This window comes from Pseudoalteromonas sp. KG3 (genome assembly GCF_030436385.1).
Taxonomy (GTDB): Bacteria; Pseudomonadota; Gammaproteobacteria; order Enterobacterales; family Alteromonadaceae; genus Pseudoalteromonas; species Pseudoalteromonas prydzensis.
This window is the reverse complement of record NZ_CP098523.1, coordinates 505,432-520,852: the sequence shown is the minus strand read 5'-3', so window position 1 is coordinate 520,852 and position 15,421 is coordinate 505,432. Positions and strand designations below refer to the sequence as shown.

At 42.6% G+C, this 15,421-nt stretch carries 14 protein-coding genes; 4 read left to right on the top strand and 10 right to left on the bottom strand.

Annotated features, from left to right (window positions below; translation table 11 throughout):
- Window positions 1-2: 2 nt before the first annotated feature.
- Window positions 3-185: a hypothetical protein gene (locus tag NDQ71_RS02570; RefSeq protein ID WP_301562203.1), complete on the bottom strand. Its 183-nt coding sequence runs from the start codon at window positions 183-185 to the stop codon at window positions 3-5.
- A 550-nt stretch (window positions 186-735) separates the two neighbouring features.
- Window positions 736-1,740 carry a transposase gene (locus NDQ71_RS02565; RefSeq protein WP_301562202.1) on the bottom strand — a complete coding sequence of 335 codons (1,005 nt, stop codon included), beginning with the start codon at window positions 1,738-1,740 and terminating at the stop codon, window positions 736-738.
- A gap of 417 nt (window positions 1,741-2,157) precedes the next feature.
- On the opposite strand from NDQ71_RS02565, the gene NDQ71_RS02560 reads away from it, so the two are divergent.
- The gene (locus NDQ71_RS02560; protein ID WP_301562201.1) at window positions 2,158-3,093 is read left to right on the top strand and encodes a substrate-binding domain-containing protein; all 936 of its coding nucleotides are present in this window, start codon (window positions 2,158-2,160) and stop codon (window positions 3,091-3,093) included.
- Window positions 3,094-3,253: 160 nt separating this feature from the next.
- Here NDQ71_RS02560 and NDQ71_RS02555 read toward each other — a convergent pair whose 3' ends face one another.
- From NDQ71_RS02555 to NDQ71_RS02520, 8 genes are all read right to left on the bottom strand, one after another.
- Window positions 3,254-3,676, bottom strand: a complete 423-nt coding sequence (locus NDQ71_RS02555; RefSeq protein ID WP_064666203.1) for a DUF6559 family protein — start codon at window positions 3,674-3,676, stop codon at window positions 3,254-3,256.
- Between the two features lie 476 nt (window positions 3,677-4,152).
- Window positions 4,153-4,914, bottom strand: a complete 762-nt coding sequence (locus NDQ71_RS02550; RefSeq protein WP_301562200.1) for an SDR family oxidoreductase — start codon at window positions 4,912-4,914, stop codon at window positions 4,153-4,155.
- A gap of 3 nt (window positions 4,915-4,917) precedes the next feature.
- Window positions 4,918-5,808 carry a 3-hydroxyisobutyrate dehydrogenase gene (gene mmsB, locus NDQ71_RS02545; protein WP_301562199.1) on the bottom strand — a complete coding sequence of 297 codons (891 nt, stop codon included), beginning with the start codon at window positions 5,806-5,808 and terminating at the stop codon, window positions 4,918-4,920.
- Window positions 5,809-5,812: 4 nt separating this feature from the next.
- The gene (locus NDQ71_RS02540) at window positions 5,813-6,958 is read right to left on the bottom strand and encodes an enoyl-CoA hydratase/isomerase family protein (RefSeq protein ID WP_301562198.1); all 1,146 of its coding nucleotides are present in this window, start codon (window positions 6,956-6,958) and stop codon (window positions 5,813-5,815) included.
- Window positions 6,958-7,737 (bottom strand): enoyl-CoA hydratase, encoded by a 780-nt coding sequence (locus tag NDQ71_RS02535; RefSeq protein ID WP_192542194.1) that lies wholly within the window; start codon window positions 7,735-7,737, stop codon window positions 6,958-6,960. Before NDQ71_RS02535 ends, NDQ71_RS02540 begins: the two co-directional genes overlap by 1 nt.
- Window positions 7,738-7,747: 10 nt before the next feature.
- A complete protein-coding gene (locus NDQ71_RS02530) occupies window positions 7,748-8,905 on the bottom strand; it encodes an acyl-CoA dehydrogenase family protein (protein WP_192542193.1) in 1,158 nt (385 codons plus the stop codon).
- A gap of 112 nt (window positions 8,906-9,017) precedes the next feature.
- Window positions 9,018-10,508, bottom strand: coding sequence for a CoA-acylating methylmalonate-semialdehyde dehydrogenase (locus tag NDQ71_RS02525; RefSeq protein WP_301562197.1), 1,491 nt, complete (start codon window positions 10,506-10,508; stop codon window positions 9,018-9,020).
- 104 nt (window positions 10,509-10,612) lie between these two features.
- On the bottom strand, window positions 10,613-11,794 hold the full coding sequence (locus NDQ71_RS02520; protein WP_192542191.1) for an acetyl-CoA C-acyltransferase: 1,182 nt from the start codon (window positions 11,792-11,794) through the stop codon (window positions 10,613-10,615).
- A gap of 330 nt (window positions 11,795-12,124) precedes the next feature.
- Here NDQ71_RS02520 and NDQ71_RS02515 point away from each other — a divergent pair, with 330 nt between their 5' ends.
- The 3 genes from NDQ71_RS02515 to NDQ71_RS02505 are packed head-to-tail and all read left to right on the top strand — an operon-like array spanning window position 12,125 to window position 15,414.
- Entirely contained in the window at window positions 12,125-12,559 is a 435-nt protein-coding gene (locus tag NDQ71_RS02515) for a MerR family DNA-binding transcriptional regulator (RefSeq protein WP_016709690.1), read from the top strand.
- A 60-nt stretch (window positions 12,560-12,619) separates the two neighbouring features.
- A complete protein-coding gene (locus tag NDQ71_RS02510; protein ID WP_301562196.1) occupies window positions 12,620-13,795 on the top strand; it encodes an isovaleryl-CoA dehydrogenase in 1,176 nt (391 codons plus the stop codon).
- 11 nt (window positions 13,796-13,806) lie between these two features.
- Window positions 13,807-15,414 carry a carboxyl transferase domain-containing protein gene (locus NDQ71_RS02505; protein ID WP_301562195.1) on the top strand — a complete coding sequence of 536 codons (1,608 nt, stop codon included), beginning with the start codon at window positions 13,807-13,809 and terminating at the stop codon, window positions 15,412-15,414.
- Window positions 15,415-15,421: the final 7 nt, after the last annotated feature.

The window sequence follows — 15,421 nt, the reverse complement described above, 5'->3', positions numbered from 1 at the left end:
ACCTACTTACAATTATCTTTGCCTTCGCATTGAGGTATCTTAACCTCATCTGACGGAGGCACGTCTGGATCTCTTCCATCTGTCGCAGAAGGTAGATCTGAAATCGTAACTGTTGTTTGCGGAGTTTCATCATCATCTTCACCTGTTGAAGCATCTGGAATATCAATAAAAAAAGATAATATCATTAGAACGGCTCCAGCTCGACCAGAAGCCCTTGGTGCTTTCCTAAACTAAAAAGGACAGGCATGTTTTAATTATTGCCTAACATCAAAAATCGTCTTTGAAATTACTAATCCCCCAACATATATGCACTATCAAATTCACCATTTGATGATTATTAAAAATTTTACATTCTTGGATAGGATATTAAGCTGCAGAGCAAGGCTTGGCTAAATACGGTTACTTTTTTGATGAGGTTGTTTTTTCAATTAATTGACGAACTTAGTGCTAACCTACCCCTTTGTACCATTTGACATCGTTGGTTGCCGCGTGCAGCTTTAACCGTTGTTTACTGCCAACTAAAAAGGACAGGCATGTTTTAATTATTGCCTAACATCAAAAATCGTCTTTGAAATTACTAATCCCCCAACATATATGCACTATCAAATTCACCATTTGATGATTATTAAAAATTTTACATTCTTGGATAGGATATTAAGCTGCAGAGCAAGGCTTGGCTAAATACGGTTACTTTTTTGATGAGGTTGTTTTTTCAATTAATTGACGAACTTAGTGCTAACCTACCCCTTTGTACCATTTGACATCGTTGGTTGCCGCGTGCAGCTTTAACCGTTGTTTACTGCCTGCGAAATTTGAGTACTGTTGCCTAAATCGCATTATTGATTCAAGCCATTGCGCTTCTTCTATATTTAAGGTGAGTAGCACTTTTGGCATAGCTTTGTTTATATGTCCTTTTTTCTTTGGATCTATGTGACGGCCACTCCAATCAACTAATTCAATGTAATCTATTAAGGCAAAAGGGATCGTGTTTTTGATGTGGTTACCACCAAATGGCTTTAGCTGTGATGGCTGACTTTCATGCTGAATATTATCTTTTTGTTTGAGGTGCTGATCTACTTTAGCTTTGTCCATAGTGAAAGCTCTGAAATGCGCTATACGCTCTTGAATTGAGGTAAAATCACTGTCTTCAAGCGTATCGGCTATGTTTGCTCTGATAGGATTCAAATCAACGTAGGCCATGCAACTGAGCACTGCGGTTTCATCTAATAATGCTTGTGATTTATAGCGCCCTTCCCAGTATTTACCAGTGCAGCTATCTTCCTTATTGGCTTCGCGAGCAATGTATTCATTGAGGTTTTTCATATACCAGCTTATGTCATAGAGTCTTTCTCGCCATTTTGCGATAATCTCATTGAAAAAGAGGAAACTTACCTTATCTAATTCCTCTCCATTTAAGTAGCGATCAACCAAAACATGGCCCTTATAAAGCTGATACCAACGATTAATTACTTCATCATCAGACCAATCAAGTGCTTGGCGCCGGTTAACGTTCACAACAAGATGGTAGTGATTACTCATAATCGCGTAGGCTGCTATTTCTATGGCAAATACACTACTTAAAAACTTTATTCGCTCTACTAACCACTCCCGACGATGATCAAAGTTTTTACCTGTGTATTTATCGTCACCACACAAAAACGCTCGCCTAACGCATCGTGAGATTAAGTGATAATAAGGTGTGGACGCTAAATCAATCAGCTTTTTTCTTGCACGAGTCATACATATCAACTTTAGCTTACCTGTATATAAAAACAGTAGTTGATACTACGAATTTTGCAAAAAATACGTAAAGAAAAGTGCCTGTCCTATTTTGTTTTCTGTTTATGAAGAAGAAGGCTTAGAGTATGCATTTCCTGTCTGGAGGCATGATGAATAATTTCACCTAATCGGTTAACCTGAGGTCTCCTCCAACCCCCATATCACCCATCATGCACTTTTTATTAAGAGGAAGTGGAATGGGCGGTTTATCTCCCGTAATGAATATCGATCCAATTATCTCTCAACGCCACTCAATCTTGTTAAGCCAGTTTCTATAATTTTGTAAAATATATACCTATATTTTTATTCTTTTAGTTTTCATTTTACACTTTAAAATTTGTCGTTCTGCGCTACAGTTAACCTAAATTGCAATAGCAAATGCAGATCATGTACCGAAACTTTTTAATTGTCGCAAGCTTGTTTACCGCCTCCTGGAGTGCGGCATGCGAAGAACTACCACAACGCACACCAATTTTAATTGCAGGCTCTACATCTGTCATACATATGCTTGAGCCATTAAAAGCTAGGTTTAATCAACAATCTACCACCATCATGCAATTACGAGGCATGGGTAGCGATCAAGGTATCAAAGCTATTGGCGAGAATTTAGTAGACATAGGTGCTGCCTCTCGCTATTTGACTAAATCTGAACAACAGCAATGGCCCTATTTAAAACAGATCGTTTTAGCCCAAGATGGTATGGTTTTCTTTACTAATACAGCAAATCCAATCACCAATATAAGTACCCAGCAATTAACCCATATCTATTCGGGGAAATATATTTTATGGAGTCAAATAAACGACGATATTGAACCGAAATCAACATTGGATAATCAAATCCAACTGTTCAGTAAAGGTGTCAAGCATGGCACATTTGATGTGTTTTTAGAGTTTTTAAAACTAGACTATATAAACGAGCCAGGCACTGATACCGTTAAATTTAAAGTGGCTGGTAACCGTGGGTTATTTTTACAGCAAGACGTATACATGTATGACGAATTCAATCAGGCGTTAGGCATAGTTCAACGTTTTCCCAATGCAATTGCTTATGATTCATTTGGTGCAATTACACAGTTCACTGATAAAAACTCGATAGATAAAATTAGGATCCTAAGTGTTGACGGTATCAAAGCTACAGAGCAAACAATCAAAAGTGGCGAGTATAGCTTTGTAAGACCTTTAGTATTAATTGTTAATACTCAATCTACGCAATCACTTGAAAAAGCAAAGTTATTAGTGGATTTTTTAAATACAACCTTTAGCCAAGATCTGCTAGAGAAACAAAAGTACGTGATGCTCGATTTTGATCTCTAAAACTTATATTTCTATAAGGTCACGATGCAAGCCTACATTTGGCGCGGTTTCGCTCTAGCGCTAAATCTATTTTTAATCAGCGAGTTAAGGCCGTAACAAGATAAGTGAAAAGAATATTTATTTTTTGGCTGAGTTAAAATAAATGTTTGTTAGGTGGCGATTAATCACCGCCCCCTCCACCATCTCCCCCACCGAAACCTCCTCCGCCATCTCCACCAAAATCTCCAGTTGAGAAACTAGAAGCTGAATTTGTTGATTCGACTAAAAGAGTAGAAAATGAAAAGTCGGATGCGCCGTTAAAAAGAGTGTCAGAAATTTCACTACGCATCGCAGCATAATCACAATTTTCACCTGCGTTATCATGGATCTCTTTAAACTCTTCTGGGGAGCAATACATTGCATATGCGTAGCAATTATCAGTGACAATAACAGCACCACTGTTACCTAATTTCTTACGCTTAATAGCATAATCTACTTGCACTTTTGAGTAATGTTGTTTGTAACCATAATGAGCTTTTAAGTCTTGAGGCAACTTTCTTGCATATTTTTTAATTTTTCGATTTTTAAAAAAACGTTGAAACATACCACTGTTCCTTCATGTCATTGAACGACGCACTTATCAGTTTACCCAGTGCAACGCTTTGTTTCTTCCATAATCGACTATAATTCGTGCGACTACCGCTTTAACTAGCACGAAAATACATTTGTTTTATTAATAAACTGACACATTACTAGATATTCCAATGAATTTACCTTATCTATTAAATACGCCCATGTAAACAATTAGTTAGCTAAGCTTCAGATTTTATAAATGCGCAAATACACTAAAACGGTGGCAACAGTAAAATTTGGCAAACCACAACAACTGGTTATTTATAGTACAATGTAAATCTGAGACTTATTATAAGTAAACGCTGAATTAACCCTATTTTGGTAACTTAATTGTTTTAAGGCAAGCTATTAACTAAGTTACTAACCTTTTCCTAGACTCTAAATTTTGAGCAAAAAAAAAGCACAGCCCATATGAGCTATGCTTTTTAATCAAAAATACGTGTTCGGTTATAGACGAATACCGCCATCAATCTCAACCACGCGACCGGTAAAGAAGTCATTTTCAATAATGTACTGTGCAGTATGTGCTATTTCATCTGCTTCACCAAAGCGCCCTACTGGCGTGACTGCAAGCATGCGCTGTTTGGCTTCTGGCTTCATGGCGTCGGTCATATTAGTACGAATAACACCAGGAGCAATAGCGCCTACACGAATGCCAAAGCGGCCAAGCTCTTTTGCCCAACCTGTGGTCATCGCAACCACACCCGCTTTAGAAGCAGCGTAGTTAGTTTGACCAATGTTACCCGCACGAGCCACACTCGACATATTAACTATCACGCCGCCTTTACCAGATTCAATCATATGTGATGCTGCTTCACGCCCCGCTAAAAACACGCCGGTTAAGTTTACATCAATCACTGACTTAAATTGATCTAGGGCCATTTTAGCAACCACTTTGCCTTCTTTGGCTTTGATAAACATACCATCGCGTAAAATACCGGCATTATTTATCAATACACCAATATGACCAAAATCTGTATTGATGGTATTAAAGGTATTTACCACCGCATCTTCGTCAGTGACATTGGCAACATAGGATTTTACAGTTACACCATGTTGTCTAAGCTCAGCAACGGCGGCATCTAATAAATCTTGTTGCATATCAATTAACGCGATATTAGCACCAAGCTCAGCCAATTTATGCGCCATTGCAAAGCCTAAGCCTTGCGCACCACCGGTGATCACCACGGTATTATTTTTAATTTCCACCTGTTACTCCTTCGAGAATAATTTAAATATGGCGCTAAAATCATCACTGCCAGCCCCTTGGTGCTGTAGCATGGTATAAAGGTTTTTTGCCATAGAACCCATTGGGGTTGAAGAGTTACTTTGCTGCGCCGCTTCCATCGCAAGGCCTAAGTCTTTAGCCATTAAATCAACCATAAAACCTGGTTTGTAATCATTACTCGCTGGGGCTGTGTCCATTACGCCTGGGCAAGGATTGTAAAGCTCAAGGGTCCAGTTACGGCCTGAGCTGGCGGTCATGATGTCACTGAGCACTTTTGGATCTAAGCCATTGTTAATACCCATTTGTAGTGCTTCGCTGGTGCCTGCCATTAAAATGCTTAACAACATGTTATTACAAATTTTTGCTACTTGCCCTGCGCCAATATCGCCGGCATGAAAGATATTTTTGCCCATATCAGCAAGCACTGGCTGTGCTTGATTAAAATGTGCATCATCGCCACCAACAATAAAGGTTAATGTGCCAGCAGTTGCGCCCGCAACACCACCAGAGACCGGTGCATCAACAAAAGCGATACCTTGTTCACCAAGCTCTGCGCCCACTTCACGTGCCGATGCAGCATCAATCGTAGAGCAATCAATAACCAAGGTGGTTTTAGCTAACACATGGACAAGCCCGGTATCACCTAAATAAAGTGACTTAACATGCTTACTGGCAGGTAGCATGCTGATCAATAAATCAATGTCGGTTGCACAGTGTTTTGCGTCCGTTGCGGCAATCGCACCGTTATTCGCCAAGTCATTTACGACCGACTGGTTTAAATCAAATACTTTAACTTGATGACCTGCTTTAACAAGGTTAGCGGCCATTGGGCCGCCCATATTACCTAAACCAATAAAACCAATAGAAAGTGACATAACATTATCCTTGTGTGAGTTGTTTTAGTGGATGCGTGTCAGCAGTCCAACGCGGTGTGAAAAAGCTCTCTAGGAGCTCATCAGGCAGTGCTGCAATTGATTTGAACTGCCAATTAGGCGCGCCATCTTTATCAATTAACAACGCCCGTACCCCTTCTTGAAATTCACCGACTTCGCCACAGCGTACAGACATACCCAGCTCCATTTGAAAACACTGACCTAAGCTCTTGCCTTTTGAGTTTGCCAGTTGGCGCTCAACCAGTGCACAGCTTAATGGGCAACCGTGCTTTAATGCTTTTTGTGCACGGGTAAGCCATGTATCGTCAGTTTCAAGGTTTAAAATGTAGGCAACTTTATCGGCTAACGCACTGAATTCACCCAAGCGCTGAATAGTCGCTAAATTCGCCTTTACATTGCCTTGTGGCATACGACCTGAGGTATTGTCTAATTCAGTCAATATCTTAGATAACTTTTCGTGATTAAGAGCGGCAGTCTTTCCCCATTTTATTGCCACTAACTGCGCAATTAAGGTGTCATATTTATCAGCTTTAACAAAATGATCAGCCAATGAAACAAACAAGGCATCGTCACAATTAATCGACGCTGCGGTTAACCCCAAAAATTCCCCAACGTGCTCTGGCATTTTATGTAAAAAGTAGCTGCCGCCTACATCTGGGTATAAACCTATGGTCAGCTCAGGCATTGCAATGCGCGATGTTTCAGTGACCACTCGGTGGCTAGCACCGGCCATTAAGCCTAAGCCACCGCCCATCACAATCCCGTTACCCCACACCAAAATCGGCTTGTCATAACAATGGATTAAATGATCAAGACGATACTCTTGGGTAAAAAAGTCTTCAATTAGATCAGCAGGCTCGCCACTTTTCATGGCTGTGTGTAGGCTTACCACATCACCACCGGCGCAAAACGCTTTATCCCCGGCACCTTTGATGATGACCATGGCAATGTTACTATCTTCTTGCCACGCTAATAGCTGTGGCTCTAATAATTTGATCATCGCAAAATTAAGTGCGTTTAATGACTTTGGCGCATTAAGGGTGGCAAAACCAATTAATGAGCCGTTTGCAGCGGCCGCGGTTTCAAACACCACTGGCGCATCAGGCGAATTTAATTGTGTTAAAGCAACCATTAGCCGTTCACCCAGTTTGCTTTGCGTTTTTCTAAGAAAGCATTTACGCCTTCGCGCTGATCTTCTGTATCAAATAAACCAACAAACAATTCACGCTCAAGTGGTAAAGCATGTGCCATTGGCTGTGTACGGCCTTTTTGGATCAGCGATTTACACGCAGATACTGCTACAGGGCTTTGCTCTGCCACTTGATTAGCCAGTTTGAGTGCCACAGCAAAACTTTCACCTTGCGCCACAACTTCTTCAACTAAGCCTATTTGCAGTGCTTTATCGGCTTTTAAACGCTCGCCGCATAAAATCATCCGTTTTGCCCAACCTTCACCAACTAGCCAAGCTAGGTTTTGCGTGCCACCCGCACACGGGAGTAAGCCCACTTTAGCTTCAGGTAATGCCATTTGTGCTTGCTCTTCTGCAATACGAATATCACACGCTAGTGCGACTTCTAAGCCACCACCCATGGCATAACCATTGATCGCGGCAATAGATACACCTCTAAACGCGGTCAGCGCTTCAAACGCTTCACCAAACACTTGCGACATGGTCGCGGCAACGCCTTTATCACCATCAGCAAATACATTTAAGTCAGCACCAGCACTAAAAAACTTCTCGCCTTCACCGGTAATCACTAACGCATAGATATTTTTATTGTCGTTAAGCTCATTCACAGTATTTTTTAATGCAATTAACGTGTCTTTCGTCCAGGTATTCGCTGGCGGATTAGACATAGTTAATATCGCTACGTGACCTTCAATGGTTAAATCAATACTTGGGTTTGACATAACTGGCTCCTTATAAAATATCAGCGGCTGATTCGGCTAAAATACGACGTGCGATGATCACACGCATAATTTCGTTAGTGCCTTCTAAAATTTGGTGTACGCGTACATCACGAACGTGACGCTCAAGTGGGTATTCTTTAATGTAACCGTAACCACCATGAATTTGCAGCGCATCGTTACACACTGTAAAACCTACATCGGTCGCAAAACGTTTTGCCATAGCGCAATAAGTGGTTTTTTCGCTGTCACCTGAGTCAAGTTTAAAGGCGGCTAAACGCACCATTTGGCGTGCAGCGACAAGTTCGGTGTTCATATCGGCAATTTTAAATTGCAGCGCTTGAAAGGCCGCTAACGGTTTACCAAACTGAGTACGCTCTTTTAAGTATTCACGAGCGGTTTCAAGTGCCGCTTGCGCCGTACCAATTGAGCAAGTAGCAATATTAATGCGTCCGCCATCAAGGCCTTGCATGGCAAACTTAAAGCCTTCGCCCTCAGCACCAAGTAAGTTATGCGCCGGTATACGCACATTTTCAAAACTAATTAAGCGCGTAGGCTGTGCGTTCCAGCCCATTTTCTCTTCTGCTTTACCATACTCAACGCCTTTAGCATCAGCCGGTACAACAAACGCTGAAATACCCGCTGCGCCTTCGCCACCAGTGCGTGCCATAACCACTAATACTTCAGTTTCACCAGCACCTGAGATAAACATTTTTGAGCCGTTGATCACGTACTCATCACCGTCACGCACAGCTTTGGTTTTTAGTGATGCAGCATCAGAGCCTGAACCTGGCTCTGTCAAACAATAAGATGCTAATAATTCGCCCATCACTAATTGCTCGCAGTACTGCTGTTTAGTTTGCTCAGTACCAAAACTTGCAATCATCCAGGTTGCCATATTATGAATAGTCAGCATCGCGGTGGTTGCTGTACAGCCCATCGCCAACTGTTCAAAAATAATACTTGAATCTAAGCGCGACAGACCTAAACCGCCTGCTTCCTCTGGGGTATACAAACCACAAAAACCAAGCTCACCGGCGGCTTTGATAGTGTCTTTTGGGAAAATATGTTCTCGGTCCCATTTGGCTGCATGGGGGGCAAGCTCTGATTGCGCAAATTGGCGCGCCGTATCAGCAAAAGCTTGTTGATCTTCAGTTAAGTTAAAGTCCATTGGCGACCTCTTTATAAATATGTGTTGTCAAAAGATTAGTGAAGAGTAACGAAGGCTCAAATATGTGTGTGGAGTGCCTTCGTTACCCCTCTTTTTTATTATGGGAAACGTATTATTTAAGATTAATGCTCATGTTTGGACCTGAGGCAATGTCATCTTCAAACCAACGTGAAGTAATGGTTTTTGTCTCTGTGTAAAAACGTATACCTTGCTTACCGTATGTGTGAGTATCGCCATAGAAAGAACCTTTCCAACCAGTGAACGAAAAGAATGGCAGTGGCACAGGAATTGGTACGTTAATACCAACTTGGCCTACTTCTATTTCGTGTTGGAATTTACGCGCAGCGGCTCCACTTGAAGTGAACAATGACGTTCCATTGCCAAATGGTGAATCATTAATAAGGGCAATTGCTTCATCTAGCGAATCAACAAACATACACGCCAGTACTGGACCAAAAATTTCTTCTTTGTATAAGTCCATCTCGGTTGTAACATCGCTAAACAGAGTTGGTCCAAGCCAGTTACCTTGCTCATAACCTTCAACAGTAAAGTCAGAACCATCAATTAAGCAGGTTGCGCCTTGCGCTTTACCACTTTCAATTAATGATAAAATACGCGCTTTGGCTGCCGCAGAGGTTTGCGGACCATAGGCTGCATCTTTGTCATCCCATACACCTGGGCGTACATTAGCAAAACCAGCTTTAATGTCTTCAACCCAATCTTTCGCTTGGCCAACAAACACCGCCACTGAAATCCCCATACACCGCTGACCTGCCGCACCGACAGAAGCACCCACAAGGTTATTAACAACGTGTGAGCGACTAGCATCAGGCATGATCACCATGTGGTTCTTAGCACCAACACACGCTTGTACACGTTTTAAATTAGCTGTGCCTTTAGAGTAAATGTATTGACCTACGCCACATGAACCTACAAACGAAATTGCACGAACGGCTGGATCTTCTAATAAACGATCAACTTGTGGTTTAGTACCATGAACAACTTGTAATACACCTGCTGGGGCACCTGCTTCGATGAATAACTCAGCTAAACGCATTGGTGTAAGCGGATCTTGCTCTGATGGTTTTAAAATGAAGGTGTTACCGCAGACAATCGCCAGCGGAAACATCCACAGTGGGATCATCGCAGGGAAGTTAAACGGCGTAATACCCGCACACACACCCAGAGGCTGCATGTATGAGTATGTATCGATTTTACGAGCCACGTTTTCCATGGTCTCACCCATCATTAATGAAGGGGCATTCGCTGCTTGTTCAACAACTTCAATACCACGCCATACGTCACCTTTAGCATCTTCAAAGGTTTTACCTAACTCGTGGCAAATAATGGTGGCAAGTTCATCGTGATGCTCTTTTAACAGCGCTGCGTACTTCATCATGATACGCGCACGCTCAGTGATTGGTACGTCCTTCCAGGTTTTAAATGTCTCGCTTGCTGATGCAATTGCGGCATCCATTTCTGCGTCTGTTGTACAAGGTACTTGTGCAAGCACTTCTTGGTTTGCTGGATTAATAACGTCAATCAGTTGATCTGATGTTGATTGGATAAATTCGCCGTTGATCAGTAATGGTACTTGGTGCATAACGCACTCCTCCCCAGAGGGTAATTAATTAAGCCGCAGTAGTTATTGTTGAAAGAGCCTGCGGCTGTGAGAGTTTAAATTTAACTAATTTGTACAGTGCAACTTTAAATAGCTTCTACCGCTAATGCGACTGCTTCACCACCGCCAATACATAATGACGCCACGCCTTTTTTAAGGCCGCGGTTTTTCAATGCATGTATTAGGGTAACTAAAATACGTGCGCCGCTTGCTCCAATTGGATGACCTAGTGCACAGGCACCGCCATTAACGTTAACTTTGCTTTCATCAAGCTTTAACTCGTTGATAGCAAGCATAGTCACCATGGCAAAGGCTTCGTTAATTTCCCAAAGGTCAACGTCGTTCGTTGTCCAGCCTGCTTTTTCAAGTAAGCTATTCATAGCGCCTACCGGTGCAAGGGTAAATTCACTTGGTTTTTGTGAATGGGTGCTGTGAGCAACAATACGACACAGTGGTGTTAGCCCTTGCGCTTTTGCATGGGTTTCACTCATTAAAATAAGTGCGGCACCACCGTCTGAAATTGACGATGAATTAGCGGCGGTAATGGTGCCGTCACGTTTAAACGCAGCGCGCAGGCCTGGAATTTTTTCAGGACGAGCATTACCCGGTTGTTCATCAATACTGATGGTAACATCGCCTTTACGGCCGCTGATTGTGTGCGGAGCAATCTCGTTAGTAAAACTGCCGTTTTCAATCGCCGCATTGGCTTTGCTTAATGAACCCAGTGCAAAGGTGTCCATTTGTTCACGGCCAATCCCGTATTCATCAGCGGTGTCTTGTGCAAAACAGCCCATCGCTTTGTTATCGTAAGCATCTTCTAGGCCATCACTCATCATGTGATCTTTTATTTCACCGTGGCCCATACGCATTCCGCCGCGGGCTTTAGGAATAAAATACGGTGAGTTAGTCATGCTTTCCATGCCACCGGCAACCGCGCTATTAATTGAACCCGCTTTAATTAAGTCGTGTGCAAGCATTGCCGCTTTCAAGCCAGAGCCACACACTTTATTAATGGTGGTGGCGCCGGTGCTGCGCGCAAGCCCTGCTTTTAACATCGCTTGACGTGCTGGCGCTTGACCTAAGCCTGCGGGTAGTACACAGCCCATGATCACTTCATCAATCGCGGTATCACTTAAACCAGTATCGGCTAAAGCACTGGCAATGGCGGTTGCACCTAACTCAGTGGCTGATGCATCACTAAGGGATCCCATAAAACCACCCATCGGGGTACGTTTTGCTGCTACAATAACAACGGCTTCGGTAGTCATAAAAAGGCTCCATTTAATATCAGGTGTAATCACAACTGTTTGAGCTACACCTATTCATTTATAATTTGATTTGTCTATGAGCATACATAATATTTACGTTTACGCCAACGTAAATCTAAAATCAAGATTTTTGCGGCAAGTAAAACTGTAAACTTATCTTTATTTTTGCGTAGCCATTTGCAAACACTGGGGCTATAACACCTGTAAATACGGGTAAACATCCTGTTTTATATTAGAAATGCATTAGTCTAAAGTATAACTGCCATTATTCACTTTACCTTTACGTAAACTTCACTTATATTGGAGTTATTCGAATGAGGTAACTAGACTATGAATCAAGATAATCAAACAAACTTTGCAAGTTCAGCCGCTGAGCCTGCCAGCCACGAGCAAACCTTTAGCATCAGTGAATTAGCTAAAGAATTTGACATCACTACCCGCTCAATTCGCTTTTACGAAGATCAGGGCTTAATTTCACCTGAGCGTAATGGTCAAACCCGTATTTATTCAAAACGTGACAAAGTGCGTTTAAAACTAATCTTACGTGGTAAGCGTTTAGGCTTTACCTTGGCTGAAACAGGCCGTTTGTTTGAACTGTATGACGCTGATAAATCGAGCGCAAAACAGTTAGTGACCATGCTTGACTTAATTTCTGAAAAAAAAGCCGATCTCAGTCAGCAAATGGATGACATTAAAGTTGTGTTGATGGAATTAGTAACCGCTGAGCGTCGTTGTCGCGATACCTTAAATCAATTAGATGAATAACCCAGTTTAAACAATTTATAAAAGACTATTCATTAACAGTCTCTCACACAGGAATGAATCATGAGCACTATTTCACTATATAAAGAAATGAACTTTGGCCTTGGCGAAACCGCAGATATGATCCGCGATCATGTTAATAGCTTTGCCAGCCAAGAGATTGCCCCTTTAGCAGAGAAAACCGACCTTGATAATGCGTTTCCTAATCAACTTTGGCCACAACTTGGCGAAATGGGTGTATTAGGTATGACCGTATCTGAAGAACTAGGTGGTGCAGGTTTAGGTTATTTAGAGCATGTTATCGCGATGGAAGAAATTAGCCGAGCGAGTGCCTCGATTGGCTTAAGTTATGGTGCTCATTCAAACCTGTGTGTAAATCAAATTAATCGTAATGGCACACAAGCACAAAAAGAAAAATACTTACCAAAATTAATTAGTGGTGAGCACATTGGTGCCCTTGCGATGAGTGAGCCAAACGCCGGCTCTGATGTTGTTTCTATGAAACTCAAAGCAGAGAAAAAAGGCGATAAGTACATTCTTAACGGTAACAAAATGTGGATCACCAATGGTCCAGATGCGCATACTTTAGTGATCTACGCAAAAACAGATTTAAATGCCGGCGCTAAAGGCATTACCGCGTTTATTGTTGAAAGCAACTTCCCTGGTTTCTCAACGGCGCAAAAACTCGACAAACTAGGGATGCGTGGTTCAAATACCTGTGAATTAGTGTTCGAAAACTGTGAAGTGCCAGAAGAAAACATTCTTGGTAACCTAAACGAAGGCGTAAAAGTGTTAATGAGTGGCCTTGACTACGAGCGCGTTGTACTGGCTGCCGGCCCGCTGGGTATTATGCAAGCCTGTATGGATATTGTGGTGCCGTATATTCATGAACGTAAGCAGTTTGACACGCCAATTGGCCAGTTCCAGCTTATTCAAGGCAAAGTAGCCGATATGTACACGCAAATGAATGCAGCGCGTTCATACGTGTACACCGTAGCCAAAGCCTGTGACCGTGGTGAAACCACCCGTAAAGATGCCGCTGGCGCTATTTTATATGCTGCTGAGCTGGCGACTAAAATGGCGCTGGATGCCATTCAAATTCTCGGTGGAAATGGTTATATCAACGAGTACGCTACGGGTCGTTTACTGCGTGACGCGAAGCTTTATGAAATTGGTGCCGGCACCTCGGAAATTCGCCGTATGCTCATTGGTCGTGAATTATTTACTGAAAGCCGTTAAGGATAAGCGCTATGACAATTTTAAAATCAAGCGTTAATCCTCACGATCCACAGTTTTTACAAAATCATAAAAACATGGCGGCTTTAGTGGATGATTTACGTAATAAAGTAAACGAGATCAGCCAAGGCGGTGGCGCTGCGTTAATCGAACGCCATGAAAGCCGTGGCAAAATGTTCGTGCGTGAGCGCATTAGTACTTTGCTTGATGAAGGCTCACCATTTTTAGAAATTTCACAATTTGCTGCCTTTGGTGTGTACGAACAAGCAATTCCATGCGCCGGTGTGGTTGCGGGTATTGGCCGTGTTAAAGGTGTTGAATGTATGATCATCGCCAATGACGCGACTGTTAAAGGGGGCACATACTTCCCACTGACAGTTAAAAAGCATCTACGTACCCAAAATATTGCCGAGCGATGCCACCTACCTTGTATTTATTTAGTTGATTCAGGTGGTGCCAACCTGCCTGAACAAGATGATGTGTTTCCTGACAAACTGCACTTCGGGCGTATTTTTTATAACCAAGCGCGTATGTCTGGTAAAGGTATTCCACAAATTGCCGTAGTTATGGGTTTATGTACCGCAGGTGGTGCATATGTTCCTGCAATGGCCGATGAAAGTATTATCGTTAAAGAGCAAGGCACAATCTTTTTAGCTGGCCCACCGCTGGTCAAAGCAGCAACGGGTGAAGAAGTCACCGCAGAAGAACTCGGCGGAGCTGATGTGCACTGTAAAACATCCGGTGTTGCGGATCACTATGCTGAGAACGATGCACATGCATTATCTATTGCTCGTCAATGTATTGAACGAATTAATTATCAACGCCCTACTTCGCCACTACTTGAACCAGTAAAAGCACCGCGTTATGACATTAACGAATTATACGGCATTGTCGGCACCGATCTTAAAAAGCCGTTTGATGTGCGTGAAGTCATAGCCCGTACCGTGGATGACTCTTCGTTTGATGAATTTAAACGTTACTTTGGCGATACCTTAGTGACTGGTTTTGCAAAAATTTATGGTCACCCGGTTGGTATTGTTGCCAACAACGGCATTTTATTTAGTGAATCAGCGCAAAAAGGCGCGCACTTTATTCAACTGTGTGCCCAGCGCAAAATTCCGCTGGTGTTTTTACAAAATATTACCGGCTTTATGGTGGGTAAAAAGTACGAAGCCGAAGGCATTGCCAAGCACGGCGCGAAAATGGTGATGGCAGTATCCTGTGCTGATGTGCCTAAGTTTACCGTACTAATTGGCGGCTCTTATGGCGCCGGTAACTATGGTATGTGTGGCCGTGCGTTTGAACCAACCATGATGTGGATGTGGCCAAATGCGCGTATTTCTGTGATGGGTGGTGAGCAAGCCGCAGGCGTGATGGCGCAAGTAAAACAAGATGGTTTAGCCCGTAAAGGCCAAACTATGACTGACGAGCAAATCAGTGAGTTTAAACAGCCTATAATCGATCAGTACGAGCAACAAGGCCACCCTTATTATGCCAGTGCACGGCTTTGGGATGATGGCATCATCGACCCTGCTGATACACGCAACGTACTTGGCCTAGCACTGAGTGCTGCAGCTAACGCGCCGCAACGTGATTCGCAATTCGGCGTCTTTAGAATGTAAGGAATTG

Bases quoted from the DNA above. Each gene is read 5' to 3' on its own strand.
- NDQ71_RS02570 (WP_301562203.1), bottom strand. From the start codon at position 185: ATGATATTATCTTTTTTTATTGATATTCCAGATGCTTCAACAGGTGAA.
- NDQ71_RS02565 (WP_301562202.1), bottom strand. From the start codon at position 1,740: ATGACTCGTGCAAGAAAAAAGCTGATTGATTTAGCGTCCACACCTTAT.
- NDQ71_RS02560 (WP_301562201.1), top strand. From the start codon at position 2,158: ATGCAGATCATGTACCGAAACTTTTTAATTGTCGCAAGCTTGTTTACC.
- NDQ71_RS02555 (WP_064666203.1), bottom strand. From the start codon at position 3,676: ATGTTTCAACGTTTTTTTAAAAATCGAAAAATTAAAAAATATGCAAGA.
- mmsB (WP_301562199.1), bottom strand. From the start codon at position 5,808: ATGTCACTTTCTATTGGTTTTATTGGTTTAGGTAATATGGGCGGCCCA.
- NDQ71_RS02540 (WP_301562198.1), bottom strand. From the start codon at position 6,958: ATGGTTGCTTTAACACAATTAAATTCGCCTGATGCGCCAGTGGTGTTT.
- NDQ71_RS02535 (WP_192542194.1), bottom strand. From the start codon at position 7,737: ATGTCAAACCCAAGTATTGATTTAACCATTGAAGGTCACGTAGCGATA.
- NDQ71_RS02530 (WP_192542193.1), bottom strand. From the start codon at position 8,905: ATGGACTTTAACTTAACTGAAGATCAACAAGCTTTTGCTGATACGGCG.
- NDQ71_RS02525 (WP_301562197.1), bottom strand. From the start codon at position 10,508: ATGCACCAAGTACCATTACTGATCAACGGCGAATTTATCCAATCAACA.
- NDQ71_RS02520 (WP_192542191.1), bottom strand. From the start codon at position 11,794: ATGACTACCGAAGCCGTTGTTATTGTAGCAGCAAAACGTACCCCGATG.
- NDQ71_RS02515 (WP_016709690.1), top strand. From the start codon at position 12,125: ATGAATCAAGATAATCAAACAAACTTTGCAAGTTCAGCCGCTGAGCCT.
- NDQ71_RS02510 (WP_301562196.1), top strand. From the start codon at position 12,620: ATGAGCACTATTTCACTATATAAAGAAATGAACTTTGGCCTTGGCGAA.
- NDQ71_RS02505 (WP_301562195.1), top strand. From the start codon at position 13,807: ATGACAATTTTAAAATCAAGCGTTAATCCTCACGATCCACAGTTTTTA.